Source organism: Streptomyces glaucescens, from assembly GCF_000761215.1.
GTDB classification, from domain to species: domain Bacteria; phylum Actinomycetota; class Actinomycetes; order Streptomycetales; family Streptomycetaceae; genus Streptomyces; species Streptomyces glaucescens_B.
This window is the reverse complement of the sequence record NZ_CP009438.1, coordinates 3,808,688-3,833,701: the sequence shown is the minus strand read 5'-3', so window position 1 is coordinate 3,833,701 and position 25,014 is coordinate 3,808,688. Positions and strand designations below refer to the sequence as shown.

Genomic DNA, 25,014 nt, shown 5'->3' with positions numbered 1-25,014 from the left:
CGTGTCCCCCCGCACGGGCGCCCCCCTCGCTTCGGGAGTGACCCCATGGCCACGACTGACACCGCCCCCGCGGGTGCCCACACACCGACCCTCCCCACCGTTGCCGCCCCCTCCCCCCGTCCCCTCCGGGTACGGCCACCGGAGCAGCCCGCCCCGCCGGGGTCGTCCTCACGGACCCTCCGGGCGCCGCGGCGCAGCGTCGGCCCCCCGCCGTCGGCGCGGCCCCAGGCGCGGCCGGAGCCTCCCGCCGCCCGCCAGCAGAGCGCGACCCTCATCGGTTCGGTGCAGCGCGCGATGCGCCTGCTGGAGTGCGTCGCCGGGCACGAGTGCGGCGCTCCGGCCAAGCAGCTGGCCCGTGAGACGCGCCTGGCGCTCCCCACGACGTACCACCTGCTGCGCACTCTGGTGCACGAGGGCTATCTGCGCCGGGACAAGGGACTGTTCTTCCTCGGCGCGGCGGCCGAGCGGCTGAGCAGCAGTGGGGCACAGGAGAAACGTCGCAGCACGGTCGCGGACGCGCTCGCCCACTGGCGGGATTCGATCGGCGCGCCGGTGTACTACGCGATCTACCGGGAGGGGGAGATCGAGGTCATGTGCGTTTCCGACACCCCCGGCAACCCGGCGGTGGAGGAGTGGGCCGACTTCCGCGAGACCGGTCACGCACACGCCATCGGACAGTGCCTGCTGTCCCAGCTCGACGACGCCGCCCGCCGCGACCACTTGGAACGCCATCCCGTGCAGTCCCTCACCCCGTACACGGTCCGGGACAGCCGCACCCTGCTCCAGCGTCTGGAGCGGCTGGGCCGGATGGAACCCGTGATCGAGCGACAGGCGTACGCCCTCGGCACGGTCTGCGCGGCGATCCCGATCACCGTGGGGGCGACGGCGGCGACGATCGCCATCTCACTGCCCTGTCACCAGGAGGACCGGCTGCTGCCCGCGGCCCGCCGGCTGCAGAGCGAGATCGGGCGTCTGCCGGGGTCGCTCGCCCTCTCTATCAGCATTTGAAAACTCACTCCTTGTGATCTGGTGTGTACGTTCAGCAAGATGCCAGAAGTGTTCAAAGGTTGATTCCCGGCCAATCGACGGCAACAGACGGGGTAGGCGATGCGTGAGTCCGTACAGGCAGAGGTCATGATGAGCTTTCTCGTCTCCGAGGAGCTCTCTTTCCGCATCCCGGTGGAGCTGCGCTACGAGACGTGTGATCCCTATGCCGTGCGACTGACTTTCCATTTGCCCGGTGACGCGCCGGTCACCTGGGCGTTCGGGCGTGAGCTGCTGATCGACGGCGTGGGCCGGCCCTGTGGGGAGGGTGATGTGCGGGTCTCCCCCGTGGAGCCCGACGCGCTGGGCGAGGTGCTGATCCGCCTTCAGGTCGGTGCCGACCAGGCGTTGTTCCGGTCCTCCTCGGCACCGCTGGTCGCCTTCCTGGACCGCACCGACAAGCTGGTGCCGCTGGGGCAGGAGGGCTCGCTCGCCGATTTCGACGCCCACCTCGACGAAGCGCTCGACCGCATCCTGGCGGAGGAGCAGAGCGCGGGTTGAGCCGTCGCGTACTACAAGAGGCGTAACGCTTCTTCTTTACGTTTTGACGTACCGGCGTATCGGAGTACGAGTGTTCCTCGGCTGGCCGGCCCGCCGCGAGGGCGGGCGGCCGTCGGGGCGGGCGCCGTCGGCTGGCTTCACCGCTTGCGTCGTCGGCCCCGGCCGCCGGCGCGTGCGGGCGGGACCGCGGAGCCGTTCGCCGCCCGCTCCGGCCCCGGCCGGTCCGCCGAGACCACCAGGGCCGCGAGTGCCGTGGTGACCGGCACCGAGGCCACCAGGCCGATCGAACCCACCAGCGTGCGCGCGATCTCCTCCGCGACCAGCTCGCTGTTGGCGACCGCCCCGACACTGCTCTGCGCGATCGAGAACAGCAGCAGCAACGGCAGGGCGGCTCCCGCGTACGCGAGCACGAGGGTGTTGACGACGGAGGCGATGTGGTCGCGGCCGATGCGGATGGCCGCGCGGTACAGGCCACGCCGCCCCATCGCCGGGTTGGCCTCGTGCAGCTCCCACACCGCGGAGGTCTGCGTGACCGTCACATCGTCGAGGACGCCCAGCGAACCGATGATGACGCCGGCGAGCAGCAGACCGCTCATGTCGATCGACGGGTACAGCCCGTGGATCAGGCCGGTGTTGTCGTCGGTGTTCCCGGTGAGCGCGGCCCAGCCGATGAACAGCGAGCCGAGGAGTCCGATCAGCAGCAGCGAGATCAGTGTGCCGAGGACCGCCACGGACGTGCGGGCCGACAGGCCATGACAGAGGTACAGCGCGATCAGCATGATGGCGCTCGCTCCGATCACCGCCACCAGCAGCGGATTGGAGCCCTGCAGGATGGCCGGCAGGATGAAGAAGTTCAGCACCAGGAAGCTGATGGCCAGCGCGATCAGCGCCATGACGCCCCGCAGGCGCCCGACGACCACGACGGCGAGGGCGAAGAGGCCGGCGAGCAGCGCCATGGGCAGCCTGCGGTTCACGTCGGTGACCGAGTACTGGAGGTCCCTCGGGGCGGAGGGCTCGTAGGCGACGATCACCTCCTGGCCCTGCTCCAGTTGCCGTGACTGGTCCGGCTGGACGATCTCGCTGAAGGTACGGCCCTTGTCGTCGCCGGTGTCGACCCGGATCGTCGCCTTCTTGCAGGTGCCGTCGGCCTGCTGCTGGGCGGAGGAGCCCTCGGCGGTGGAGGTGTCGCCGGTCGGGGGCGGCGCCGAGGCGTTGACCGCGCCGCAGTCGACCTTCTCGACCCTGATGACGGTGGCCTGCTGGGTCTGCCGGTCGAAGCCGACCCCGGTCCGCTCGTGGGCCGGGGCACCGCCGGGCCACAGCACGACCAGCCCCACCACCACGGCGGTGGCGAACGGGATGAGCACCGCGGCGATCAGCTTGCGCAGATGCTGCGAGACGGGCGCCGCGGGCCCGTGCGCATGGCCGTGCGAGTGCCCGTGTCCGCCACCACCGGGTCCGTGCCCGCCACCACCGGGCCCCTGCCCGCCACTACCGGGTCCGTGCCCACCACCGGGTCCGTGCCCGCCACCACCGGGCCCCTGCCCGCCATCACCGGGCCCGTGCCCATCATGCGAACCCGGCCCGCCACCAGGGCCGTTGGCGGTCCTGGGCGCGCCTCCGAAGCCGCTTCCGGGACCGGCCCCGTGGGGTGGCTCGGGCGGTGGGAACGGAGGATGCTGCGAAGTGGTCACCGACCGATCATCGCAAGAACGGCGGGGGCCCTCTGTTCACCGCGCCCGAATTGGCGCTAGCGTGGAGTCACCTTTGTACACGCGGGAGCTCGGAGCACCGGGCTGAGAGGGCGCTGACCTCCGTCCCAGCGATGTTTCACATGAAACATCACCCATGACGAGTGATGTTTCACACGAGACGTCGGCAGACGGATACCGCTGCGTCGACCGCCGAACCTGTTACCGGGTAATGCCGGCGTAGGGAGTAGGTCTCATGACCATCAAGGACGCGCGCACGCCTGCCTCCACGCAGAACGACTCCGTCGGGGCGGAGACGTCGACCGACGGGGAGGCCGGGAAGTCCATCGGCTGGCACAAGGCGTACGTCGAGGGCACTCGCCCCGACCTGCGGGTGCCGGTCCGTCAGGTGCACCTCACCAACGGGCAGTCGGTCACGCTGTACGACACATCGGGCCCGTACACCGATCCGCACGTCGAAACCGACGTCCGCAGGGGACTCCCGCCGTTGCGGGAGAACTGGATCATCGCCCGCGGCGACACCGAGGAGTACGCGGGACGGCCCGTCCGTCCCGAGGACGACGGGATCAAGCACACCTCGCCGCGAGGCGGTCTGCGCAACCTGGACGCGGTCTTCCCCGGACGGCCGCGTCAGCCGCGCCGGGGCCGGGACGGCGCGGCGGTCACGCAGCTCGCGTACGCCCGCCGGGGGGAGATCACCCCGGAGATGGAGTTCGTGGCGCTCCGGGAGAACGTGTCGCCCGAGGTCGTCCGCGAGGAGATCGCGGCGGGCCGGGCGGTGCTGCCGGCCAACGTCAACCACCCGGAGATCGAGCCGATGATCATCGGCAAGCGGTTCCTGGTGAAGGTCAACGCCAACATCGGCAACTCCGCGGTGACCTCCTCGATCGAGGAGGAGGTCGAGAAGATGACCTGGGCGACCCGCTGGGGCGCCGACACGGTCATGGACCTGTCCACCGGCCGCAACATCCACACCACCCGTGAGTGGGTGCTGCGCAACTCCCCCGTGCCGATCGGCACCGTGCCGCTCTACCAGGCGCTGGAGAAGGTCGACGGCAAGGCCGAGGAACTGACCTGGGAGATCTACAAGGACACGGTCATCGAGCAGGCCGAGCAGGGGGTGGACTACATGACGGTCCACGCGGGCGTGCGCCTGGCCTACGTCCCGCTCACCGCGAACCGCAAGACCGGCATCGTCTCGCGCGGCGGCTCCATCATGGCGGCGTGGTGCCTGGCGCACCACAAGGAGTCGTTCCTCTACGAGAACTTCGAGGAGCTGTGCGAGATCCTCGCCGCCTACGACGTCACCTACTCGCTCGGTGACGGTCTGCGGCCCGGCTCGATCGCCGACGCCAACGACGAGGCGCAGTTCGCCGAGCTGAGGACGCTCGGGGAACTCAACCGGATCGCCAAGCGTTTCCATGTGCAGACGATGATCGAGGGCCCCGGTCACGTCCCGATGCACAAGATCAAGGAAAACATCGACCTTCAGCAGGAGATCTGCGATGAGGCTCCGTTCTATACGCTCGGCCCGCTGACGACGGACGTCGCGCCCGCGTACGACCACATCACCTCCGGCATCGGTGCCGCGATGATCGCGTGGTGGGGCACGGCGATGCTCTGCTACGTCACGCCCAAGGAGCACCTGGGTCTGCCCAACCGTGACGACGTCAAGACCGGCGTCATCACCTACAAGATCGCCGCCCACGCGGCCGACCTCGCCAAGGGACACCCCGGGGCGCAGGAGTGGGACGACGCGCTGTCCGACGCCCGCTTCGAGTTCCGGTGGGAGGACCAGTTCAACCTGGCCCTCGACCCGGACACGGCCCGCGAGTTCCACGACGAGACCCTGCCGGCCGAACCCGCCAAGACGGCGCACTTCTGCTCGATGTGCGGGCCGAAGTTCTGCTCGATGAAGATCTCCCAGGACATCCGCCGCGAGCACGGCGGCACGAAGGCGGAGATCGAACAGGGCATGGCCGAGAAGTCGAAGGAGTTCGCCGCGGCCGGGAACCGGGTGTACCTTCCGATCGCGGACTGACCCGGGCGGTCCCACCTCACCGGACTCCGGCCGGACCGGCCCCGTGCGTCCCTCGCCGGCCCCGGGAGCTCAGGCGGGCAGGAGGACGTACCCGGCTCGCGCCTCCGTGCGGGGGAGCGAGCCGGGGGTCATCTGGGCCGGTGCTCCGGACCGCCGAACTCCGGGCTCGTGTAGTCCGGGCTGGTGTAGCTGGGCCGGGAGCCGGTGGCCGGCCCGTCCCCGGGGCTGGTGAAGCCGGGACGGTCGTAGCCGAGCTGCGGTATGCGGCTGGTCGGCGCCGGTGGGGCCGTACGGTGCGGTGCGCCCGCGCCGGAGCCGGCCAGGGCGTCGCGCAGGAACGGAACAATGCCGCGTTCCAGCAGGGCCTCGTGCCAGGCGTCTCTGGCCCGGGCCAGCTCGCCGCTCGGTTCGCCGTACGGTCCTGGCTCCGGCGCGGGCCGGTTGCGCAGGGCGGTGAGCAGCAGACCGGTGGCGGCGGCCAGGATCGCCAGCGCGGTCACGGCGGCGAACACCCAGCCGGTGGTCAGCATGGTCCGGGCGAACGCCTGGCCGGGGTCGAGCACCTGCACGACGTACCCGACGAGCAGGAAGATCGCCGCGGCGGTCGCGGCCAGCAGCGGAGCGAGGACGGCGACCATGGCGACGGCGCCCGCGCCGACGGTCTCGGCGGCCTCTCCCACGGTGCCGGCGAGGCCCGTCGTGTCCGGCCCCGGCTCTTCGGAGCCGGACGCGGGGGCCGGTCCGGGGGTGGTCGCGGCCGGTGCCGGCCGGCGCAGTTCCGCCCGGATCCGCACGTAGTGCTGGTACTCGGTCGCGGCTGCCGCCGTGATGAGGGCGGTGGCGCTGAGCGCCATGGTGCGCAGCTGTTCGGTGGTGAACCGCTGACCGGCAGCGGCCAGTTCCGGGCGGTGTGGCGCGGAGCGCAGCGCCTCGTCGAGGAGCCGCTCGTACTCCTGGCGGTCCTCACTCAGCAGGTGCTGCGGAACGCTGTTCATCTGCATCCCCCGATGCTCCGTAGGGCGGGGGCTCGCACGCTGACGAGCCGTCGGGCAGAAACGGAGGGGAGCCTGCTACGGACAAGCCGATGGTAGAGCGGTGACGGCGGGCGGTGACAGGGGATTTACCGAAATTGGGCTCTGGCCTGCACGGTTCACCGGCCGCTCCGTCCCGCCCGGGCGGCTGCCGGTGAACGTTCAGATGGTGAGCGGCAGTTGCTGGACCAGCAGCTTCCCGGCCATGGTCACGCCGCCGTCCATCGCGATGGCGAGGCCGTCGGCGTAGACGTGCGGTCCCTCGACGAGGGGGCCGGCGGTGTCCTCGCCTTCCTCGGAGCCGACCTCGCCCAGCAGGTACGGAATGGGGCTGTGGCCGTGCACGATGCGGGTGCCGCCGTAGGTGTCGAGCAGGGAGCGGACGGCGTCGGCACCGCCCTCGTCGCGGAAGGAGAAGCGCTTGGTGAACTTGCGGAAGAGGTCCCACACCTCGTCCGCGTCGTTGCGGGTGAGCGTCTCGCGGACGTTGTCGTTGACGGCCTCGATGGAGTCGCCGTAGTCGAGATAGGCGGTGGTGTCGGAGTGGACGAGCAGGTGGCCGTCCGTCTCGGTGAGCGCGTCGAGGCGGGCCATCCACTGCAGGTGGTGGTCCTGGAGACGGTCCATGTCGGTCTTCTGCCCGCCGTTGAGCAGCCAGGCGGCCTGGAAGGTGGCGGTGCCCGCGCCGGAGTTGACGGGGGTGTCGCCGAACCGCTTGGCGCCGAGCAGCAGCAGCTCGTGGTTGCCCATGAGGGCCTTGCAGTAGCCGCCCGCCGCGGCGGCCTCGGCGGACAATCGCATGACCAGGTCGATGACGCCGATGCCGTCCGGGCCGCGGTCGGTGAAGTCGCCGAGGAACCACAGCCGGGCGGTGCCCGCGCACCAGTGTCCGGCGGCGTCGATCAGGCCCTTCTCCTGGAGGGCGGCGACCAGCTCGTCGAGGTAGCCGTGTACGTCCCCGACAACGAACAGCGGGCCGGGACCGGCGGCGGGGGCCGGGGCCGGGGCCGGTGCGGGGTCGACGGTCACCTGGAGCGTGTCGCCCCGGTTGATGACGGGCAGGTCGCGCTCGGTCGGGGTGTACTCCTGCGGATAGGCCGCCGGCTCCGTGCCGGGCGCCGCGGCCTCGCCGGGGTGGCTGTCTCGGACGTACGGACCGGTCTCGTGGACATACGCCGGTACCCGGAAGTCGCGCAACGTCGCCGTCCGCTCCACCTCGGGTCCCTGACCGGCCCCCTGAGTCATCGACCCCTCCACCATCGCGCCGCCGCTGCACCGCTTCGGACTGCCTGGTCGCAGCGGCCCGCGGTGCCGTGGGCCCATCATAGGAATGCGGATCGCGCCGTGTGATGACCCAGGGGTGGTGAATCGGAACAGGACTCCGGTTCACCGCGGCTTTCGCCCCGATTGGGAAGAACTTCGGCCGGCCTGGTGAGCACCTCCGGTCAGTCCTTCTCGGGGGCTCGCGGCGGGCTGACCGTCCTCCGTGGCGGGCGTCGCTGGGACGAGGTACGCACGATCAGCTCGGTCGGTATCACCTGTTCGACCGGGTGGTCCGATTCCACGCCCTCGATGGCGTCGATGAGGAGCTGGACCACGGCGGTGCCGATCCGGCGCGGCTTCAGGGAGAGCGTGGTGATCGGCGGCTCGGTGTTGGCGTACACCGTGGACTCGCTGCAGCAGACCAGGAGCAGGTCGTCCGGTACGCGGAGCCCGTAGCGCCGGGCGGCGGCCAGCAGGTCGGTGCCGTTGGGGTCGAACAGCCCGTAGACCGCGTCGGGCCGGTCGGGGCGGGCCAGCAGCCGGTCGGCCGCGACGGCGCCCGCGCACGGGTCGTGCGCCGGGTAGGCCTCGTACACCGGGTCCTGGCCGACCCGCTCGCACCAGTGCAGGTACGCGGTGGTCGACAGGTGGGTGTACGTGTCGGTGGTGGTGCCCGTCAGCAGGCCGATGCGGCGGGCGCCGGCGGCGGCCAGGTGGTCGAGGATGCCGAGGACGGCGGCTTCGTGGTCGTTGTCGACCCATGCGGTGACCGGCAGCGAGCCGGCCGGGCGGCCGTCGGAGACGACGGGTAAGCCCTGCCGCACCAGTTCGCTGACGACCGGGTCCTGGTCGGAGGGGTCGATGACCACCGTTCCGTCCAGGGCGACGTTCGACCAGACGTCGTGCCGGGAGGTCGCGGGCAGGATGACGAGGGCGTAGCCGCGGGCGAGCGCGGCGGAGGTGGCGGCCCGTGCCATCTCCGCGAAGTACGCGAACTCGGTGAAGGTGAAAGGTTCATCCCCGTACGTGGTGACGGTCAGGCCGATGAGGCCGGACTTGCCGGTACGGAGCGTGCGGGCCGCTGCCGACGGGCGATAGCCCAGCCGGTCGGCGACCTCTCGGACATGGCGTCGGGTGGCGTCCGGGAGCCGGCCCTTGCCGTTGAGGGCGTCGGAGACGGTCGTGATGGAGACTCCGGCGGCGGCGGCCACGTCTCTGATGCCCGCCCGGCCCGGCCGGCTGCCTCGACGTGAGGTTTCCGCGCGGCTCACCTGGTGCTTCCCTGCTGCTGTCATGGCGAGCCGATAGTAGGGCTCATACGGTGGGGTAGTGCGGACGCATATGCACCCATTGACAGGCACGTTTCTGCATGGCCATGGGGCTTCAATTCCCTATCAATGAAAGGTAGTTGAAGCTTAATAGCATCGGACGTGATGTGTGGGCGTGCACCGGCCTGCCGAGCGGGCGAGGTCTCGAAGAGGTCTCAACTCACCTTCACGAGGGACGCGCGCCAGGGCGTGAGCCACCGGCGCATAGATATATGTTCGGCGCGCCCCCCACTTCGTACGCCTTCGCTCCATGTTGCCCCTGATGCCGGTGAGGCGGGGGGGACGGGAACGGCCGGGGAGAGGTCCGCGTTCACCTGTTCGCAGCCGGGCCGAATCCTCATAAGGTAAGAAGCATTGGAAGCCGGCGACGGTCAGGCGGCGCCGGTGGTCGCGAGGAGGACTGCGGTGAGCGAGACGAGCCCCAAGCTGCGCGCCGAGCTGGCGGGTATCCCCACCTACAAGCCGGGCAAGCCCGCCGCCGCGGACGGGCCGGTGGCCTACAAGCTGTCCTCCAACGAGAACCCCTACCCGCCGCTGCCCGGCGTGCTGGAGAGCGTCACCGCCTCGGCCGCCTCCTTCAACCGCTACCCCGACATGGGCTGCACGGGCCTGATGAACGAGCTGTCCGAGCGGTTCGGGGTGCCCGTCTCCCACCTGGCCACCGGCACCGGTTCCGTCGGAGTCGCCCAGCAGCTGATCCAGGCCACCGCGGGCCCCGGTGACGAGGTCATCTACGCCTGGCGGTCCTTCGAGGCGTACCCGATCATCACCCAGATCAGTGGTGCCACCTCGGTTCAGGTGCCGCTCACGCCGGGCGACGTGCACGATCTGGACGCGATGGCGGCGGCGATCACCGACCGCACCCGGCTCATCTTCGTCTGCAACCCCAACAACCCCACGGGCACGGTGGTACGGCGGGCGGAGCTGGAGCGCTTCCTGGACCGGGTGCCCGGCGATGTGCTGGTCGTCCTCGACGAGGCGTACCGCGAGTTCATCCGCGACCCCGAGGTGCCGGACGGCGTCGAGCTGTACCGCGACCGGCCGAACGTCTGCGTGCTGCGGACCTTCTCCAAGGCGTACGGCCTCGCCGGACTGCGGGTGGGCTTCGCGATCGCGCACGAACCCGTCGCGGCGGCGCTGCGCAAGACGGCGGTGCCCTTCGGTGTCAGCCAGCTCGCCCAGGAGGCGGCGATCGCCTCGTTGCGCGCCGAGGACGAGTTGCTGGGCCGGGTCGGTTCGCTGGTGTGCGAGCGCATCCGCGTCGTCGACGGGCTGCGCGCCCAGGGCTGGACGGTGCCCGAGACCCAGGCCAACTTCGTGTGGCTGCGGCTGGGGGACCGCACGGTTGCCTTCGCCGAGGCCTGTGAGCAGGCGGGCGTGGTCGTGCGGCCGTTCCCCGGCGAGGGTGTGCGGGTGACGATCGGGGAGGCCGAGGGGAATGACATCTTCCTGAAGGCGGCGGAGGCGTTCCGCAGGGAGATCTGACCACCGGGGCCTGCCGGTGGCCCGGTCCCGGTCCCGGTCTCCCGGTTCCTCGGTCCACTGGTCCACCCCCGGTCCACCGGCCCACCGCGGTCCCCTGGCCCACGGCGGTCCCCCGGTCCTGTGTTCCACCGGTCCCCCCGGTTCACTGATCCCGGGGCGGGTCACGACGCTCGCCCGCGCTCCGGTGCGGCGTGTGCCGTGCCCGCCCCCAGTTCCTCGCCGGCCCCCTCGGGGTCGATGTGCGGCAGCAACCGGTCCAGCCAGCGAGGTGTCCACCAGGCGTGCCGGCCCAGCAGGGTCATCACCGCCGGCACCATGAGCAGCCGTACGACGGTGGCGTCGATGAGCACGCTGACGGCCAGGCCCATCCCCAGCATCTTCACCACGATGTTGTCGCTGATGAGGAAGGCCGCGAAGACGCTCACCATGATCAGCGCGGCACAGGTGATGACCCGCGCGGTGATCTCCAGGGCGTGGGCGACGGAAGCCTTGGCATCGCCCGTGCGCAGCCACGCCTCGTGGACCCGGGAGAGCAGGAAGATCTCGTAGTCCATGCTGAGGCCGAAGATGATGGCGAACATCATCATGGGGACATAGCTCTCGATCGGCACGGTGCCCGAGACGCCGAGCGCGGGACCGCCCCAGCCCCACTGGAAGATGGCGACGACCACGCCGTACGAGGCCGCGATGGACAGGACGTTGAGCACGGCCGCCTTGAGGGCGACGAGCAGGCCGCGGAAGACGGCGAGGATGATCAGGAACGCCAGGGCGACGACGACTGCGATGATCAGCGGCAGGCGGTCCGCGACGATGTCCCGGAAGTCGACCTGGGCGGCCGTCGTGCCGGTGACATAGGTCTGGGCGTCGGTGCCGGCGACCGCGTCCGGCAGGCTGTCGTCGACGAGGCGGTTGGTCAGGTCGGTGGTGGCGGCACTCTGCGGTGAGGCGCTGGAGTAGACGGTGGCGATGAGCACGTCGCCGTCCTTCGTGGGCGTCAGTGGGGTGACCGTGGCCGCACCGGGAACGGCACCCAGGGTCTGCTGCGCTTGCGACTGGAGCTGGGAGCGCTGGTCCGCGGGGACGGAACTCTGGTCGATGACGACGGTCAGGGGGCCGTTGGACCCGGGGCCGAAGGCGTCGGTCATCAGGTCGTAGGCGCGCCGGTCGGTGAAGGACGTGGGATCGGCACCGTCGCCGATGTGCCCGAGCTGGAGGGAGAAGACCGGGATCGCCAGCACGGCGATCGTGGCGACGCCCGCGGCGAGGTAGCGCAGCGGGTGGCGCTCGACCCGCTGGGCGTATCGGTGCCAGGTGCCCTGGGGTGCGGCGCCGGGGGCGGCATCGCCCTCGGCCACCGGGTGGCGCACGCGGTAGCGGTCGATCCGCCGTCCGATCAGCCCCAGCAGGGCGGGGACGAGGGTGAGTGCGCCGAGGACGGCGGTGACCACCGTGACGGCGGCGGCGAGTCCCAGTTTTCCGATGAACGTCACGCCGGATGCGTACAGGCCGAGCAGCGCGATGATCACGGTGGTGCCGGAGATCAGGACGGCGCGTCCGCTGGTGGCGGTCGCATGTCCGGCGGCCCGGGCCGGGTCGGCGCCGTCCATGAGGTTCTGGCGGTGACGGGTCAGCAGGAAGAGGGCGTAGTCGATGCCCACGCCGAGACCGATCATGGTGGCCAGGGTCGGTGAGACCGTCGCGAAGGTGAATGCCGTGGCGAGCAGCCCGAGGCAGCCGAGGCCGCCGATGACGCTGAGGAGCGCGGTCACCAGGGGCAGTCCGGCGGCGAGGACACTGCCGAAGCCGACGAGCAGGACGACGATGGCGACCGCGAAGCCGATCAGCTCGCTGAGCCGGTCGTCCGGGTCGGGCCGGGCCAGCTCCCCGAGCGGGCCGCCGTACTCGACGTCCGCGCCGGCCGCGCGCAGTGGCTGTACGGCGCTGTCGACACCGTCGAGGTAGTCGTCGCCGAGCGTGGAGGGCTGGACGTCGAAGCGGACGGTGATGTAGGCGGTCCTGCCGTCCTCCGAAACCGGGCCGACCGTGGAGGACGTCACCGACAGCGGGTTCTGGACTGCCAGGACGTGGGGGAGTTTCTGCAGGTCGGCGACCGTGGTGGAGATGTCCGGACCGAGCGCGGTGAGCGGCTGCCGGTCGTCGTGGAGGACGATCTGGCTGCTGTAGCCGCCGGCCTCGGGGTCGTGCTGCTTCAGCACGTCGAGACCCTGCTCGGACTGTACGCCCGACAGGGAGAAGTCGTCGGAGTAGGTTCCGCCGTAGGCGCGGTTGAGGGCCTGGACGGCGACCAGCGCGACCAGCCAGGCCACGATGACGATCACGAAGTGGTGGGCGCACCACTCTCCGAGCCGTCGCAGTCCCCCTGCTGCGGCCTTGCTCTTTCCCCCCGCCCCCGCTGGGGTGGGTTCCATGCCTGCGGTCTCCGGCCGGTGTGCCAGGCGGTGTCTCCGACTCTTCCATTGGACGCCCGTCCGGGTGGTGCGGCACCTCGGACCGGCGGGGGCTCGGCTACTCGTGCACCAACTCCACCCGGATGGGGTCGCCGTTGCGCACGGTGGCCAGCAGACGGGGGTCACCGTCGAGGGCGCCGAGGACATTGCAGGGGCTGGCGAGGCGGCATTCGTCGCCCCGCGAGATCGGGGTGGGGCCGTAGGGGAGGGCCAGGGCGTCGCCGTCGGTCCAGAAGGCGACCGTGCCCGGTTCGACGACCTGGCGGGCGCCGGTTTCACGTGAAACGGCGACACCGGTGTCGAAGTAGACCTCCTCGCCCCAGGTGCGGGCGGTGGAGGCGAGCGGCAGGGCCTTGGTGAGCGCCTGGGTCGTCGGGGTGTCGTCGAGGGTGGCGGTGAGGTGTCCCGTGGGCCACGAGATGAGGATGCGGGTCCGGGGCTGCGTCTCTGTGTGTGCCGGTGAGTGCTGTGTGTGCATGGCGCGCAATTCAACAAGACGTTGAAGTTGCTGCCAAGGGGTTGACGCAACGGCCAAGGAGGGACCCCCCTGTCCAGGCCGAAAATCAGTGCGTCATAATTACTTGTGAATGTGAACGCGTTCACAAGCGTGTCCCGGTTGATCCCGTTTGTACGTGACAAGAGGGGCAGACTGCCGCGGTCCACGGCGAGGTAAGGAGACTGACGACGTGGAATTGGCTTTGGCGCCCGAGACTCTGGCGCGTTGGCAGTTCGGCATCACCACCGTCTACCACTTTCTGTTCGTTCCCCTGACGATCTCGCTCGCCGCCCTCACGGCCGGCCTTCAGACGGCCTGGGTGCGCACGGAGAAGGAGAAGTACCTCCGGGCGACGAAGTTCTGGGGCAAGCTCTTCCTGATCAACATCGCGATGGGTGTGGTCACCGGCATCGTGCAGGAGTTCCAGTTCGGCATGAACTGGTCCGATTACTCCCGCTTCGTCGGTGACGTCTTCGGAGCGCCCCTCGCGTTCGAGGCCCTGATCGCCTTCTTCTTCGAGTCCACCTTCATCGGCCTGTGGATCTTCGGCTGGGACAAGCTGCCCAAGAGGATCCACCTGGCCTGCATATGGATGGTCTCGATCGGCACGCTGCTGTCGGCGTACTTCATCCTCGCGGCGAACTCGTGGATGCAGCACCCGGTCGGCTACCGGATCAACGAGGAGAAGGGCCGCGCCGAGCTGACCGACTTCTTCGCGGTCCTCACCCAGAACACCACCCTCAACCAGGTCTTCCACAGCTTCTCGGCCGCCTTCCTCACGGGGGGCGCCTTCATGGCCGGCATCGCCGCCTTCCACCTGATGCGCAAGAAGCACATCCCGGTGATGCGGACCTCGCTCCGGCTCGGCCTCGTCACCCTGGCGGTCGGCGGACTGTTCACCGCGGTCAGCGGCGACACCCTCGGCAAGGTCATGTATGAGCAGCAGCCGATGAAGATGGCCGCCGCCGAGGCCCTGTGGGACGGCGAGAAGCCCGCGCCGTTCTCCGTGTTCGCCTACGGAGACGTCGACGAGGGGCACAACAAGGTGGCCCTGGAGATCCCGGGCCTGCTGTCCTTCCTCGCCCACAGCGACTTCGAGTCGTACGTGCCCGGCATCAACGACACCAACGAGGCCCTGCGGGAGCAGTTCGGGCCGGGCGACTACAAGCCCATCGTGCCCGTCGCCTACTGGGGTTTCCGCTGGATGATCGGCTTCGGCATGGCCTCCTTCTCCCTCGGGCTGCTGGGCCTGTGGCTGACCCGCAAGAAGTTCCTGCTGCCGGCCGTCCACCGCACCGGCGACGACGAGGTGCCGCGCCTGGTGCTGCTGAAGAAGCCGCTCGGCACCAAGCTCACCCGGTGGTACTGGCTGCTCGCCGTGTGGACGATGGGCTTCCCGCTGATCGCCAACTCCTGGGGCTGGATCTTCACCGAGATGGGCCGCCAGCCGTGGGTCGTCTACGGCGTGTTCCAGACCAGGGACGCGGTGTCCCCCGGTGTCTCCACCGCCGAGGTCCTCACCTCGATGATCGCCTTCACCACGCTGTACGCCGTGCTCGCGGTGATCGAGGTCAAGCTGCTGGTGAAGTACGTCAAGGCCGGCCCGCCCGAGCTGACCGAGGCCGACCTCAACCCGCCCACGAAGATCGGCGGCGACGTCCGTGACGCCGACAAGCCGATGGCCTTTTCCTACTAGGCCGAGGGAGCCGCACAGTCATGGAACTCCACGACGTCTGGTTCGTACTGATCGCCGTCCTGTGGACCGGCTACTTCTTCCTGGAGGGCTTCGACTTCGGCGTCGGCATCCTCACCAGGCTGCTGGCCCGGGACCGGCCCGAGAAGCGGGTGCTGATCAACACGATCGGCCCGGTCTGGGACGGCAACGAGGTCTGGCTGCTCACCGCGGGTGGCGCGACCTTCGCCGCCTTCCCCGAGTGGTACGCCACCCTCTTCTCCGGCTTCTACCTGCCCCTGCTGCTCATCCTGGTCTGCCTGATCATCCGCGGTGTCGCCTTCGAGTACCGGGTCAAGCGGCCCGAGGAGCACTGGCAGCGCAACTGGGAGACCGCGATCTTCTGGACCTCGCTGCTGCCGGCGTTCCTGTGGGGCGTGGCCTTCGGCAACATCGTCCGGGGCGTGAAGATCGACCGGGAACTGGAGTACGTCGGTACCGTCGGTGACCTGCTCAACCCGTACGCGCTGCTCGGCGGTCTCGTGACGCTGTCGCTGTTCACCTTCCACGGCACGGTGTTCGTCGGGCTCAAGACGGTCGGGGAGATCCGGGAGCGAGCCCGGGGGCTGGCGTTGCGCGTCGGCCTGGTGACCGCTGTCCTGGCCGTGCTCTTCCTGCTGTGGACGCAGGTGGAGAACGGCGACGGTGCCTCGCTCGTCGCCATGGTGGTGGCCGTCGCCTCGCTCGTCACCGCGCTGGCGGCCACCCGGGCGGGGCGTGAGGGCTGGGCCTTCACCCTGTCGGGGCTCACCATCGTGGCCGCCGTGGCCATGCTCTTCCTGACGCTCTTCCCGAACGTCATGCCGTCGACGCTGAACCCGGACTGGAGCCTGACGGTCACCAACGCCTCGTCCAGCGCCTACACCTTGAAGATCATGACCTGGCTTGCGGTCGTCGCCACCCCGGTGGTGCTGCTGTACCAGGGCTGGACGTACTGGGTGTTCCGCAAGCGGATCGGCACCCAGCACCTCGCGCCCGACGCCCACGCCGCCCCCCGAGCCGCGCACTGAGGTGTGTTTCACGTGAAACCGATCGATCCACGGCTGCTTCGCCACGCCCGTGCCACCCGGTTCTTCCTGGTGGCGGTCGTCGGCCTGGGTGCCGTCGGCGCCGGGCTGGTCGTCGCGCAGGCGATGCTCATCGCCGAGACGGTGGTCGGCGCCTTCCAGGACGGACTGTCGAGCACCGAGCTGCGCACACCGCTCCTGCTGTTGCTGGCCGTCGGGTGCGGCCGCGCCCTGGTCGCCTGGCTCACCGAGCTGGCCGCGCACCGGGCCGGCGCGGCAGTGAAGTCCGAGCTGCGAGGACGGCTGCTGGACCGAGCGGCCGCGCTCGGCCCGGGGTGGCTGAGCGGACAGCGCACCGGCTCGCTGGTGGCCCTGGCGACGCGGGGGATCGACGCGCTCGACGACTACTTCGCCCGCTACCTGCCCCAGCTGGGGCTCGCGGTGGTGGTGCCGGTGGCGGTGCTGGCGCGGATCGTCACCGAGGACTGGGTGTCGGCGGCGATCATCGTCGGCACCCTGCCTCTCATCCCGCTCTTCATGGTGCTGATCGGCTGGGCCACCCAGTCCCGGATGGACCGTCAGTGGCGGCTGCTGTCCCGGCTGTCCGGTCATTTCCTGGACGTCGTCGCGGGGCTGCCGACGCTGAAGGTGTTCGGCCGGGCCAAGGCCCAGGCCGAGTCGATCAAGCGCATCACCGGTGAGTACCGCCAGGCGACCCTGCGCACCCTGCGCATCGCCTTCCTGTCGTCCTTCGCGCTGGAACTGCTGGCCACCCTCTCGGTGGCTCTGGTCGCCGTGACGATCGGCATGCGACTCGTGCACGGCGAGATGGACCTGTACACCGGCCTGGTGATCCTCGTCCTCGCCCCCGAGGCCTATCTGCCGCTGCGGCAGGTCGGCGCCCAGTACCACGCGGCGGCGGAAGGCCTGGCGGCCGCCGAGGAGATCTTCTCGGTGCTGGAGACCCGGGTACCGGCCTCGGGCACCGGCGCCGTCCCGGCCGGCCCGCTGACCTTCGAGAACGTGACCGTCCGGCACCCGGGCCGCGTGACGGACGCGGTCTCCGGCGTCTCCCTCACCGTGCGGCCCGGTGAGACCGTCGCCCTCGTCGGCCCGAGCGGTGCCGGCAAGTCCACGCTGCTCGACGTCGCGCTCGGCTTCGTACGGCCCACCGGCGGCCGGGTGCGCGTCGGAGGAGCCGATCTCACCGGCGTCGACCTGGAGGAGTGGCGCTCGCGCGTCGCGTGGGTGCCGCAGCGGCCCCATCTGTACGCCGGGACGATCGCCGAGAACGTCCGCCTGGCCCGCCCCGACGCCGACGACGACGCCGTACGCCGGGCGCTGCGGGACGCGGGCGCACTGGAGTTCGTCGAGGCCCTCCCGCAGGGGACGGACACGGTCCTGGGCGAGGACGGTGCCGGCCTGTCCGCCGGCCAGCGCCAGCGGCTCGCCATGGCCCGGGCCTTTCTCGCCGACCGGCCCGTGCTGCTGCTGGACGAGCCGACGGCGGCGCTCGACGGTGCCACGGAGGCGGAGATCGTCGCGGCGGTCCGGCGCCTCGCCGCCGGACGCACCGTGCTGCTGGTGGTGCACCGGCCGGCGCTGCTGGACGTGGCGGACCGGGTCGTACGGCTGGACGCACCGGACGCCGGGCCCGTCCGCTCGGTGGCGCCCCCGCCCCCGTCCACGGCGGTGCCCGCACCCCGCCGCGCCGGTACGGAACCGGAGCCGCGTGTCGCTTCCGACGACACGGCAGCCGTGGCCGCGGCCGGTCCGGCGGAGTGCGACGCGGCCACGTCCCAGCAGGCCGGCGCACCCACCGGTGTGCTCGCCCGCGTCCGCGTCCTCTCCCGCGCCCGACGCGGCCGGCTCGCCCTCGCGCTGCTGCTCGGGAGCCTCGCGCTCGGCAGTGCCGTCGGACTGATGGCCACCTCCGGCTGGCTCATCTCACGGGCGTCCCAGCAGCCGCCCGTGCTGTATCTGATGGTGGCCGTGACGGCGACGCGGGCCTTCGGGATCGGCCGGGCGGTGTTCCGGTACGCCGAGCGGCTGGTGTCGCACGACACGGTGCTGCGGATGCTGGCCGACACCAGGGTGGCCGTATACCGGCGGCTGGAACGGCTGGCCCCCGCCGGTCTGCGCACCACCCGCCGGGGCGACCTCCTCTCCCGGCTCGTCGCCGACGTCGACGCGCTCCAGGACTACTGGCTGCGCTGGCTGCTCCCCGCCGGGTCCGCCGTCGTGGTCTGCGCGGTCTCGGCCGGTTTCACGGCCTGGCTGCTGCCCGAGGCCGGGGCCGTCCTCGCCGCCGGCCTGCTGGCCTCCGGCGCCGGAGTCCCGCTGCTCACCGGTGCCGTGGCCCGCCGTGCGGAGCGGCGCCTCGCCCCCGCCCGCGGCGCGCTCGCGACACACGTGGCCGACCTGCTCACCGGCACCGCGGAACTGACCGTCGCCGGTGCCCTGCCCACCCGTACCGCGAGGACCCGGCGGGCCGACGCCGAGCTGACCCGGATCGCCTCGCGCGCGGCCACCGCCACCGCCCTCGGCGCCGGCCTGACCGCGCTGATCTGCGGACTGACCGTCACCGCCGCCGCGCTCACGGGCGTCCGGGCGGTGGCCGACGGGCGGCTGAGCGGCATCGCCCTGGCCGTCGTCGTGCTCACTCCGCTGGCCGCCTTCGAGGCCGTCCTGGGGCTGCCGTCGGCGGTGCAGTACCGGCAGCGGGTGGCGCGGAGCGCGGAGCGCGTGTTCGAGGTGCTGGACGCGCCCGGGCCGGTGCGGGAGCCGGAGCGGCCCCGGAGTGCGCCCGCGACGCCGTTCCCGCTGGCCCTGCGCGACCTGTCCGCCCGCCACTCCGGCCAGGACCGGGACGCTCTCGCCGGAGTCGACCTGACGCTGCACCAGGGACGCCGGATCGCGGTCGTCGGCCCCTCCGGGTCCGGCAAGACGACCCTGGCGCAGGTGCTGCTGCGGTTCCTCGACGCCCGCTCGGGCGGATACACGCTGGCCGGGGTGGACGCGTACGCCCTCGACGGCGACGACGTACGGCGTCTGGTCGGGCTGAGCGCCCAGGACGCGCACCTCTTCGACAGCACCGTGCGGGAGAACCTGCTGCTCGCCCGGCGGGACGCGACGGAGGACGAGCTGCGTGCCGCGCTCGCCCGGGCCCGGCTGCTGGAGTGGGCCGACAGCCTGCCCGACGGGCTGGACACCCTCGTGGGCGAGCACGGGGCCCGGCTCTCGGGCGGTCAGCGGCAGCGGCTGGCCCTCGCGCGGGCGCTGCTCGCCGACTTCCCGGTGCTCGTCCTGGACGAGCCGGCCGAGCATCTGGACCTGCCGACCGCCGACGCCCTCACCGCCGATCTGCTGGCCGCCACCGCGGGCCGGACGACGCTGCTGATCACCCACCGGCTGGCCGGGCTCCAGGACGTGGACGAGGTGCTGGTGCTGGACGCGGGCCGGGTGGTGCAGCGCGGGACGTACGCGGAGCTGGCCGCGGCGGACGGACCGCTGCGCGAGATGCTGGCGAGGGAGTCGACGGCGGAGCACCCGGCGGCCGCCTCCGTCGGCTGACGGACCGTCATCCACCCGGGGGACTGCTCCATCCGGGCCCGCCCGTCCCCCATGCGTACGAGCAGAACAGGCCCCCGAGCCGGGCGCGGGACACGATCGCTGACATGCTGTCACCTCGTCGTCATCCCGTGCTCTGCGCCCTGCTCGTGTGCGCGCTGGCCGTGCTCGCCGCCCGGCCCGGAGACCCCTCCGTCGGCGACGGTGTGACCGGGGGCGCCGACGGCTCCGGCACGGGAACCGGCACCCGGGTGGCCCGCCTGTACCGGGACGCGGCGGTGGCCACCCAGCAGTACGAGCGGGGACGGCACGAGGCCGAGGCACAGCGGGCGGAGGCCCGCCGGCTGGAAGGGCTGCTGGAGGACCAGCGGCGGGAGATCGCCGTGCTCCACGAGGATCTGGGGCGGATCGCCCGCGCCCAGTACCGGGACGGCGGGGGACTGCCGATCGCCGCGCGGCTCGTCCTCGCCGGCAGCCCGGAGGAGCTCATGCGCGGTCAGCACGCCTTGTCACAGGCCGAGCTCGCGGTGAACAACGCGATCGCCAAGAGCCGTCGCGCGCAGGCCCGGCTCGCCGCCGACGAGGCGAGGGCCGAGGCGGCCTGGCGGGCGCTGGAGGAGCGGAACGCCGAACTCGCGGCGATGAAGGCGTCCATCGAGCGGAAGCTGCAGGAGGCGCGCACCCGCCTCCAGGGCGAGGCGGACGTCTCGGCCGCGGCGGGCAGCTGCCGGGGTGCGGTACGGCTGGACCAGCCGGAGACGTCCTACACGACCGCGTGGGTGGCGCCGGTGGAGACGTACACGCTGTCCGCCTCGTTCGGCAGCGGCGGTGCCCGGTGGGCCCACCGGCACACCGGGCAGGACTTCGCGGTGCCGATCGGCACACCGGTGCGGGCGGTCGGCGCGGGCAAGGTCGTCAAGGTGTCCTGCGGGGGTGCCTTCGGCATGGAGGTCGTGCTCGAGCACCGGGGCGGCTACTACACGCAGTACGCCCATCTCGCGTCCATCGCCGTGGACCAGGGCGAGCGGGTGGGGACGGGCCAGTGGATCGGCCAGTCCGGCACCACCGGCAACTCCACCGGCCCGCACCTGCACTTCGAGGTCCGGGTCACCCGCGAGCTGGGCTCGGGGCTCGATCCGGTGCCCTGGCTGGCGGCCCGCGGGGTCCGGATCGGCTAGGCCGGGCGTCGCCGGGCAGAAGGGACGTCGCAGGCACGCCCTGGCGTGTGTCCGCTCAGCCGTCGAGCCGGTGGCCGGTCCGCTCGGAGAGCGTGTGGCCGCGCTCCGCGAGCAGCCGCTCGATCACCACCGCCACGCCGTCCTCGTTGTTCGCGGCGGTACGGCCGGACGCCGCCGCGACGGCGTCGGGGTGCGCGTTGCCCATCGCGTACGACTGCCCTGCCCAGGTGAGCATCTCGACGTCGTTCGGCATGTCCCCGAACGCGACGACCTCCTCGTGGGAGATGCCGCGCTCGGCACAGCAGAGCGCGAGCGTGCTGGCCTTGGAGACGCCCGGGCCGCTGATCTCCAGCAGGGCGCTGGGGCTGGAGCGGGTGACGTTGGCGCGGTCGCCGATGGCGAGGCGGGCCAGGGTCAGGAAGGCGTCCGGATCGAGGGTGGGGTGGTAGGCGAGGATCTTGAGCACGGGCTCGCCGGCACCCGGCGCGTCCGAGGCGAGCAGGTGCTCGGCGGGCGCGAGCGCGTCCGGCACCTCCATGTGCAGCTTGGGATAGTCCGGCTCCTGGTAGAAGCCGTACGTCTGCTCCACCGCGAAGACCGTGCCCGGTGCCGACTCCCGCAGCAGCCGTACGGCGTCCCGCGCGTTCTCCCGGGCCAGCTCCCGCACCTTCACGAAGCGGTGCGTGCCGGGGCCGCCGTGCAGGTCGACCACGGCGGCGCCGTTGCCGCAGATCGCCAGGCCGTGGCCGTGGACATGATCACTGACGACGTCCATCCAGCGGGCCGGGCGGCCGGTGACGAAGAAGACCTCGATGCCCGCCTCCTCGGCGGCCGCGAGGGCGGCGATCGTCCGTGGGGAGACCGACTTGTCGTCGCGCAGCAGCGTGCCGTCCAGGTCGGTGGCGATCAGCCGGGGCGGTATCGCGGCGGCCGGGGTCTCGGGCTGTCGAGTCGCTGAGGTCACCCGGCCATTCTCCCGCATATGCCCGCACGACCGTGCGGGACTCCGCACATCTGAGTGGTCACCGTCACTGTCCATCCGGTCACACACCGTCCTCTCAGGCCAGCTGGGCCGGCGCCTCCATGGCGATGCGCTCGAACACCTTCTGGTCCGCGGCGAAGTCCGAGTCGGGGACGGGCCAGTGGACGACGATCTCGGTGAAGCCCAGCTCCCGGTGCCGTCCGGCGAAATCGACGAAGGCGTCCAGGGACTCCAGGGGACGGCCACGGTCCGGGGTGAATCCGGTGAGCAGCACCTTGTCGAGCGCGGTCACGTCACGTCCGATCGCCGCGCACGCGTCCGCGAGCTTCTCGACCTGCCCGCGAAGGGCCTGGACCGACTGCTCGGGCGTGCCGGTCTCGTACAGCTTCGGGTCGCCCGTGGTGACCCAGGCCTGCCCGTACCGGGCGGCGAGCTTCAGTCCTCGCGGGCCGGTGGCGGCGACGGCGAAGGGCAGCCGGGGACGCTGCACGCAGCCGGGGATGTTGCGGGCCTCGTGCGCCGAGTAGAAGTCGCCCTCGTACGAGACCGACTCCTGGGTGAGGAGCCGGTCCAGCAGCGGTACGAACTCGCCGAAGCGGTCGGCGCGCTCGCGCGGGGTCCAGGGCTCCTGGCCGAGCGCGGTCGCGTCGAAGCCGGTGCCGCCCGCGCCGACCCCGAGGGTGATCCGGCCGCCGGAGATGTCGTCGAGGGAGATCAGTTCCTTGGCAAGGGTCACCGGGTGGCGGAAGTTCGGCGAGGTCACCAGGGTGCCCAGGCGCAGTCGCCGGGTCACGGCCGCGGCGGCGGTCAGGGTCGGCACGGCGCCGAACCAGGGCCCGTCGCGGAAGCTGCGCCAGGACAGGTGGTCATAGGTGTAGCCGGTGTGGAAGCCGAGCTGCTCGGCACGCTGCCATGCCTCCTTGGTGCCTTCGTGCCAGCGGCGGTACGGGAGGATGACGGTGCTCAGGCGCAGACTCATGCCACCGAGCCTAAGCGGGCCGTGGTGTTTCACGTGAAACGGTGACCGGCGCTCACGGTCTGGATGCCGTCCGCGGACCGGGCGTCGGGGTCCTGCCGCCGTTCCTCGAACGTGCCGGCTCGACGACGCGGTCCTGCTGGCTAGTGCCCCTCCGGAAAGCGGAGGTAGGGCGGCGGTACGACGCGGGTCAGCCAGACTCCGTTGGCGCTGACCCGGAACTCATGACCGTCGCGGTGCATGGCGCCCGCGTCCACCGTGAGCACCACGGGCCGTCCCCGGCGGGCACCGACACGCGCCGCGGTCTCGCGGTCCGCCGAGAGGTGCACGTCGTGCCGGTTCATGGCGCGCAGTCCCTCGGCACGGATCGCGTCCAGGCTGTGGGCCACGGTCCCGTGGAAGAGGTACGGCGGCGGGGTGGCCACCGGGAGCCCCAGGTCGACCTCGATGCTATGGCCCTGACTGGCGCGGATCCGTGAACCCTCGACGGCGAAGCGCCGCTTGTCGTTGGTGGCGACCACATGGTCGAGCTCCGCCCGCGTGAAACGGAACCCGTGCGCCGCGGCGGCCGCGATCAGCGTGTCGATCTCGACCCATCCCCCGCTGTCGGGCTTCAGCCCGATCCGCTCCGGCTGATGCCGCAGATGCTTCGAGAGGTACTTCGACACCTTCACGGTGCGTCTCTCATCCATGCGGACAGGGTGCCGCGAGAGACACGGATCACGCACCCGAAATACGCCTGTCAGGTTTGATCCACAGCAACTCCAGTTATCCACAGCCTGATCGACGGCTTCTGTGGACAAGCGGCGCTGCTCTGTCGCTCCGACGCCCCGAAACGCCAGAGGCCCCGGATCGCTCCGGGGCCTCTGATCTGTGTGCACTCGGCAGGATTCGAACCTGCAACCTTCTGATCCGTAGTCAGATGCTCTATCCGTTAAGCTACGAGTGCTTGTTCTTTTTTCCGCCGCTTTCGTTCCTTCCGGCCCGCTCGCGGCGACAGGAAGAACATTACATGACTGCCGCCGTCATGTGAAATCCGATTGGTCTACCCCGTCTGACCTGCGGAAATGTCTGTCGGGGCGGGATGGGACGGGATGGGGCGGAGCCGCCGGGAGGGCTCCCGCAGGAGCCGTGAACGACGAAACCCCGGTCCGTGAGGACCGGGGTTTCGGTGATCTTGCGCGGAGGCGGAGGGATTTGAACCCTCGATGGGCTTTAAGGCCCAAACCGCATTAGCAGTGCGGCGCCATAGACCGGACTAGGCGACGCCTCCAGCACAGCCGCCCGCGCGAACGCGAGTGGTGCGTGCAGATGATGACACAGTCGAGCGCGCTGTCACCAATCGCCCCCCACGGTACTAGGCAGCCGGGCCGCAGGGCAAAGGGCTTCCCGGTGCGTCGCCGGAGCTCGAGACCGCGGGCGCGGGGCCGGCCGGCGCGGGGCGGGCGGAGGCCCCGGGCGCCGGTGACACGGGCGGTCGCGGTGCCGTCGTACCGCATGCCGCCCTGTGTGACCGCCCCGTGTGGCCGCCCCGTGTGACCGCCCGTGTGGCCGCCCCGCGTGGGCCGGTGCGGGCGGAGTCGGCGGGCCGGACGCAACATACGGACGCCCGGGGCGTTGTCCAGGTCATGCCGCACGCCACCACCCCGCACGCCGTGCGGCGGCTGATCGTCGCCGCCGGCGCTTCCCTCGCCGCGCTCGGCGCGTTCTCCGCCGCGCCGTCCGCCGCCCACGCCGTCCCGTCCCCCGCGCTGCCGCCACCGCCGCACGGCCCCGACCGGTCCGCCGGCGGGCACCACCCCGGCGATCACCACCTGACCGTCACCGTCCGCGACGCGGGCGGCGACGCGGACGGGACCTACGAGCTGGACTGCCACCCGAGCCGGGGCAGCCATCCGGACCCGGCCGGGGCCTGCCGGGCGCTCGACCGCAACACCCGGTGGGGCAGCGACGCCTTCGCGCCCGTCGCCGGGGACGCCCTCTGCACCATGCGGTACGGCGGCACCGCGACCGCCCGTGTCACCGGCACCTGGGCCGGACGCCCCGTCGACGCCGCGTTCGACCGCAGCAACGGCTGCGAGATCGACCGCTGGGACCGGCTCGTCCCGTTCCTGCCCGATGCGAGCGAGGGGCAGGGGCGCGGTGTGAACGTCCTGCGCAGGTGACGAGAAGGGCGCATGGGCGCGGACGTACGCGGTGA

18 protein-coding genes, 2 tRNA genes and 1 riboswitch are annotated in these 25,014 nt (G+C 71.4%); of the genes, 9 read left to right on the top strand and 11 right to left on the bottom strand.

Going from position 1 to position 25,014, the window contains the following annotated elements:
- Nucleotides 1-45: 45 nt before the first annotated feature.
- Together SGLAU_RS16595 and SGLAU_RS16590 are read left to right on the top strand one after the other, a co-directional pair.
- Nucleotides 46-1,008: a helix-turn-helix domain-containing protein gene (locus SGLAU_RS16595; RefSeq protein WP_412556232.1), complete on the top strand. Its 963-nt coding sequence runs from the start codon at nucleotides 46-48 to the stop codon at nucleotides 1,006-1,008.
- Between the two features lie 99 nt (nucleotides 1,009-1,107).
- Nucleotides 1,108-1,545: an SsgA family sporulation/cell division regulator gene (locus SGLAU_RS16590; protein ID WP_043502313.1), complete on the top strand. Its 438-nt coding sequence runs from the start codon at nucleotides 1,108-1,110 to the stop codon at nucleotides 1,543-1,545.
- Between the two features lie 137 nt (nucleotides 1,546-1,682).
- On the opposite strand, the gene SGLAU_RS16585 is transcribed toward SGLAU_RS16590, so the two are convergent.
- Nucleotides 1,683-3,239, bottom strand: coding sequence for a YibE/F family protein (locus SGLAU_RS16585; protein WP_043502312.1), 1,557 nt, complete (start codon nucleotides 3,237-3,239; stop codon nucleotides 1,683-1,685).
- A 71-nt stretch (nucleotides 3,240-3,310) separates the two neighbouring features.
- A riboswitch (TPP riboswitch) is annotated at nucleotides 3,311-3,500 on the top strand.
- Here SGLAU_RS16585 and thiC point away from each other — a divergent pair.
- Nucleotides 3,493-5,298 (top strand): phosphomethylpyrimidine synthase ThiC, encoded by a 1,806-nt coding sequence (gene thiC, locus SGLAU_RS16580; protein ID WP_043502311.1) that lies wholly within the window; start codon nucleotides 3,493-3,495, stop codon nucleotides 5,296-5,298. (Overlaps the previous riboswitch by 8 nt.)
- A 128-nt stretch (nucleotides 5,299-5,426) precedes the next feature.
- Here thiC and SGLAU_RS16575 read toward each other — a convergent pair whose 3' ends face one another.
- From SGLAU_RS16575 to SGLAU_RS16565, 3 genes are all read right to left on the bottom strand, one after another.
- On the bottom strand, nucleotides 5,427-6,299 hold the full coding sequence (locus tag SGLAU_RS16575) for a hypothetical protein (protein ID WP_043502309.1): 873 nt from the start codon (nucleotides 6,297-6,299) through the stop codon (nucleotides 5,427-5,429).
- A 192-nt stretch (nucleotides 6,300-6,491) separates the two neighbouring features.
- On the bottom strand, nucleotides 6,492-7,589 hold the full coding sequence (locus SGLAU_RS16570) for a metallophosphoesterase (protein WP_244315221.1): 1,098 nt from the start codon (nucleotides 7,587-7,589) through the stop codon (nucleotides 6,492-6,494).
- A 185-nt stretch (nucleotides 7,590-7,774) separates the two neighbouring features.
- Nucleotides 7,775-8,887 (bottom strand): LacI family DNA-binding transcriptional regulator, encoded by a 1,113-nt coding sequence (locus SGLAU_RS16565; RefSeq protein WP_078957740.1) that lies wholly within the window; start codon nucleotides 8,885-8,887, stop codon nucleotides 7,775-7,777.
- Nucleotides 8,888-9,325: 438 nt separating this feature from the next.
- On the opposite strand from SGLAU_RS16565, the gene hisC reads away from it, so the two are divergent.
- The gene (gene hisC / locus SGLAU_RS16560) at nucleotides 9,326-10,405 is read left to right on the top strand and encodes a histidinol-phosphate transaminase (protein ID WP_043502302.1); all 1,080 of its coding nucleotides are present in this window, start codon (nucleotides 9,326-9,328) and stop codon (nucleotides 10,403-10,405) included.
- 161 nt (nucleotides 10,406-10,566) lie between these two features.
- On the opposite strand, the gene SGLAU_RS16555 is transcribed toward hisC, so the two are convergent.
- Together SGLAU_RS16555 and SGLAU_RS16550 are read right to left on the bottom strand one after the other, a co-directional pair.
- Nucleotides 10,567-12,834 carry an MMPL family transporter gene (locus tag SGLAU_RS16555; RefSeq protein ID WP_052413780.1) on the bottom strand — a complete coding sequence of 756 codons (2,268 nt, stop codon included), beginning with the start codon at nucleotides 12,832-12,834 and terminating at the stop codon, nucleotides 10,567-10,569.
- A gap of 97 nt (nucleotides 12,835-12,931) precedes the next feature.
- Nucleotides 12,932-13,351 carry a cyclophilin-like fold protein gene (locus SGLAU_RS16550; RefSeq protein WP_052413779.1) on the bottom strand — a complete coding sequence of 140 codons (420 nt, stop codon included), beginning with the start codon at nucleotides 13,349-13,351 and terminating at the stop codon, nucleotides 12,932-12,934.
- 208 nt (nucleotides 13,352-13,559) lie between these two features.
- Between SGLAU_RS16550 and SGLAU_RS16545 the strand changes: the two genes are divergently transcribed.
- The 4 genes from SGLAU_RS16545 to SGLAU_RS16530 all read left to right on the top strand — a co-directional run bounded on the left by SGLAU_RS16545 (nucleotide 13,560) and on the right by SGLAU_RS16530 (nucleotide 20,856).
- On the top strand, nucleotides 13,560-15,065 hold the full coding sequence (locus SGLAU_RS16545) for a cytochrome ubiquinol oxidase subunit I (protein ID WP_043502299.1): 1,506 nt from the start codon (nucleotides 13,560-13,562) through the stop codon (nucleotides 15,063-15,065).
- A 20-nt stretch (nucleotides 15,066-15,085) separates the two neighbouring features.
- The gene (cydB, locus tag SGLAU_RS16540; RefSeq protein WP_043502297.1) at nucleotides 15,086-16,111 is read left to right on the top strand and encodes a cytochrome d ubiquinol oxidase subunit II; all 1,026 of its coding nucleotides are present in this window, start codon (nucleotides 15,086-15,088) and stop codon (nucleotides 16,109-16,111) included.
- Between the two features lie 12 nt (nucleotides 16,112-16,123).
- Nucleotides 16,124-19,681 carry a thiol reductant ABC exporter subunit CydD gene (gene cydD, locus SGLAU_RS16535; RefSeq protein WP_043502296.1) on the top strand — a complete coding sequence of 1,186 codons (3,558 nt, stop codon included), beginning with the start codon at nucleotides 16,124-16,126 and terminating at the stop codon, nucleotides 19,679-19,681.
- Between the two features lie 104 nt (nucleotides 19,682-19,785).
- A complete protein-coding gene (locus SGLAU_RS16530) occupies nucleotides 19,786-20,856 on the top strand; it encodes a M23 family metallopeptidase (protein WP_043502293.1) in 1,071 nt (356 codons plus the stop codon).
- 55 nt (nucleotides 20,857-20,911) lie between these two features.
- Here the strand turns inward: SGLAU_RS16530 and SGLAU_RS16525 are convergent, their stop codons facing one another.
- The 5 genes from SGLAU_RS16525 to SGLAU_RS16505 all read right to left on the bottom strand — a co-directional run bounded on the left by SGLAU_RS16525 (nucleotide 20,912) and on the right by SGLAU_RS16505 (nucleotide 24,087).
- Nucleotides 20,912-21,820, bottom strand: coding sequence for a Cof-type HAD-IIB family hydrolase (locus SGLAU_RS16525; RefSeq protein WP_052413778.1), 909 nt, complete (start codon nucleotides 21,818-21,820; stop codon nucleotides 20,912-20,914).
- A 94-nt stretch (nucleotides 21,821-21,914) separates the two neighbouring features.
- On the bottom strand, nucleotides 21,915-22,817 hold the full coding sequence (locus tag SGLAU_RS16520) for an LLM class flavin-dependent oxidoreductase (RefSeq protein WP_043502292.1): 903 nt from the start codon (nucleotides 22,815-22,817) through the stop codon (nucleotides 21,915-21,917).
- A gap of 140 nt (nucleotides 22,818-22,957) precedes the next feature.
- The gene (locus SGLAU_RS16515) at nucleotides 22,958-23,506 is read right to left on the bottom strand and encodes an RNA 2'-phosphotransferase (protein WP_043502291.1); all 549 of its coding nucleotides are present in this window, start codon (nucleotides 23,504-23,506) and stop codon (nucleotides 22,958-22,960) included.
- A gap of 184 nt (nucleotides 23,507-23,690) precedes the next feature.
- Nucleotides 23,691-23,763: transfer RNA gene (locus tag SGLAU_RS16510), tRNA-Arg, on the bottom strand.
- A gap of 233 nt (nucleotides 23,764-23,996) precedes the next feature.
- Nucleotides 23,997-24,087, bottom strand: a tRNA-Ser gene (locus tag SGLAU_RS16505).
- Nucleotides 24,088-24,442: 355 nt separating this feature from the next.
- Here SGLAU_RS16505 and SGLAU_RS16500 point away from each other — a divergent pair.
- Nucleotides 24,443-24,979, top strand: a complete 537-nt coding sequence (locus SGLAU_RS16500) for an SSI family serine proteinase inhibitor (RefSeq protein ID WP_043502290.1) — start codon at nucleotides 24,443-24,445, stop codon at nucleotides 24,977-24,979.
- Nucleotides 24,980-25,014: the final 35 nt, after the last annotated feature.

Coding starts and splice junctions, on each gene's coding strand:
- SGLAU_RS16520 (WP_043502292.1), bottom strand. CDS start 22,817: ATGAGTCTGCGCCTGAGCACCGTCATCCTCCCGTACCGCCGCTGGCAC.
- SGLAU_RS16575 (WP_043502309.1), bottom strand. CDS start 6,299: ATGCAGATGAACAGCGTTCCGCAGCACCTGCTGAGTGAGGACCGCCAG.
- SGLAU_RS16555 (WP_052413780.1), bottom strand. CDS start 12,834: ATGGAACCCACCCCAGCGGGGGCGGGGGGAAAGAGCAAGGCCGCAGCA.
- SGLAU_RS16565 (WP_078957740.1), bottom strand. CDS start 8,887: ATGACAGCAGCAGGGAAGCACCAGGTGAGCCGCGCGGAAACCTCACGT.
- cydB (WP_043502297.1), top strand. CDS start 15,086: ATGGAACTCCACGACGTCTGGTTCGTACTGATCGCCGTCCTGTGGACC.
- thiC (WP_043502311.1), top strand. CDS start 3,493: ATGACCATCAAGGACGCGCGCACGCCTGCCTCCACGCAGAACGACTCC.
- SGLAU_RS16530 (WP_043502293.1), top strand. CDS start 19,786: ATGCTGTCACCTCGTCGTCATCCCGTGCTCTGCGCCCTGCTCGTGTGC.
- SGLAU_RS16550 (WP_052413779.1), bottom strand. CDS start 13,351: ATGCACACACAGCACTCACCGGCACACACAGAGACGCAGCCCCGGACC.
- SGLAU_RS16515 (WP_043502291.1), bottom strand. CDS start 23,506: ATGGATGAGAGACGCACCGTGAAGGTGTCGAAGTACCTCTCGAAGCAT.
- SGLAU_RS16590 (WP_043502313.1), top strand. CDS start 1,108: ATGCGTGAGTCCGTACAGGCAGAGGTCATGATGAGCTTTCTCGTCTCC.
- SGLAU_RS16500 (WP_043502290.1), top strand. CDS start 24,443: ATGCCGCACGCCACCACCCCGCACGCCGTGCGGCGGCTGATCGTCGCC.
- SGLAU_RS16595 (WP_412556232.1), top strand. CDS start 46: ATGGCCACGACTGACACCGCCCCCGCGGGTGCCCACACACCGACCCTC.
- SGLAU_RS16570 (WP_244315221.1), bottom strand. CDS start 7,589: ATGGTGGAGGGGTCGATGACTCAGGGGGCCGGTCAGGGACCCGAGGTG.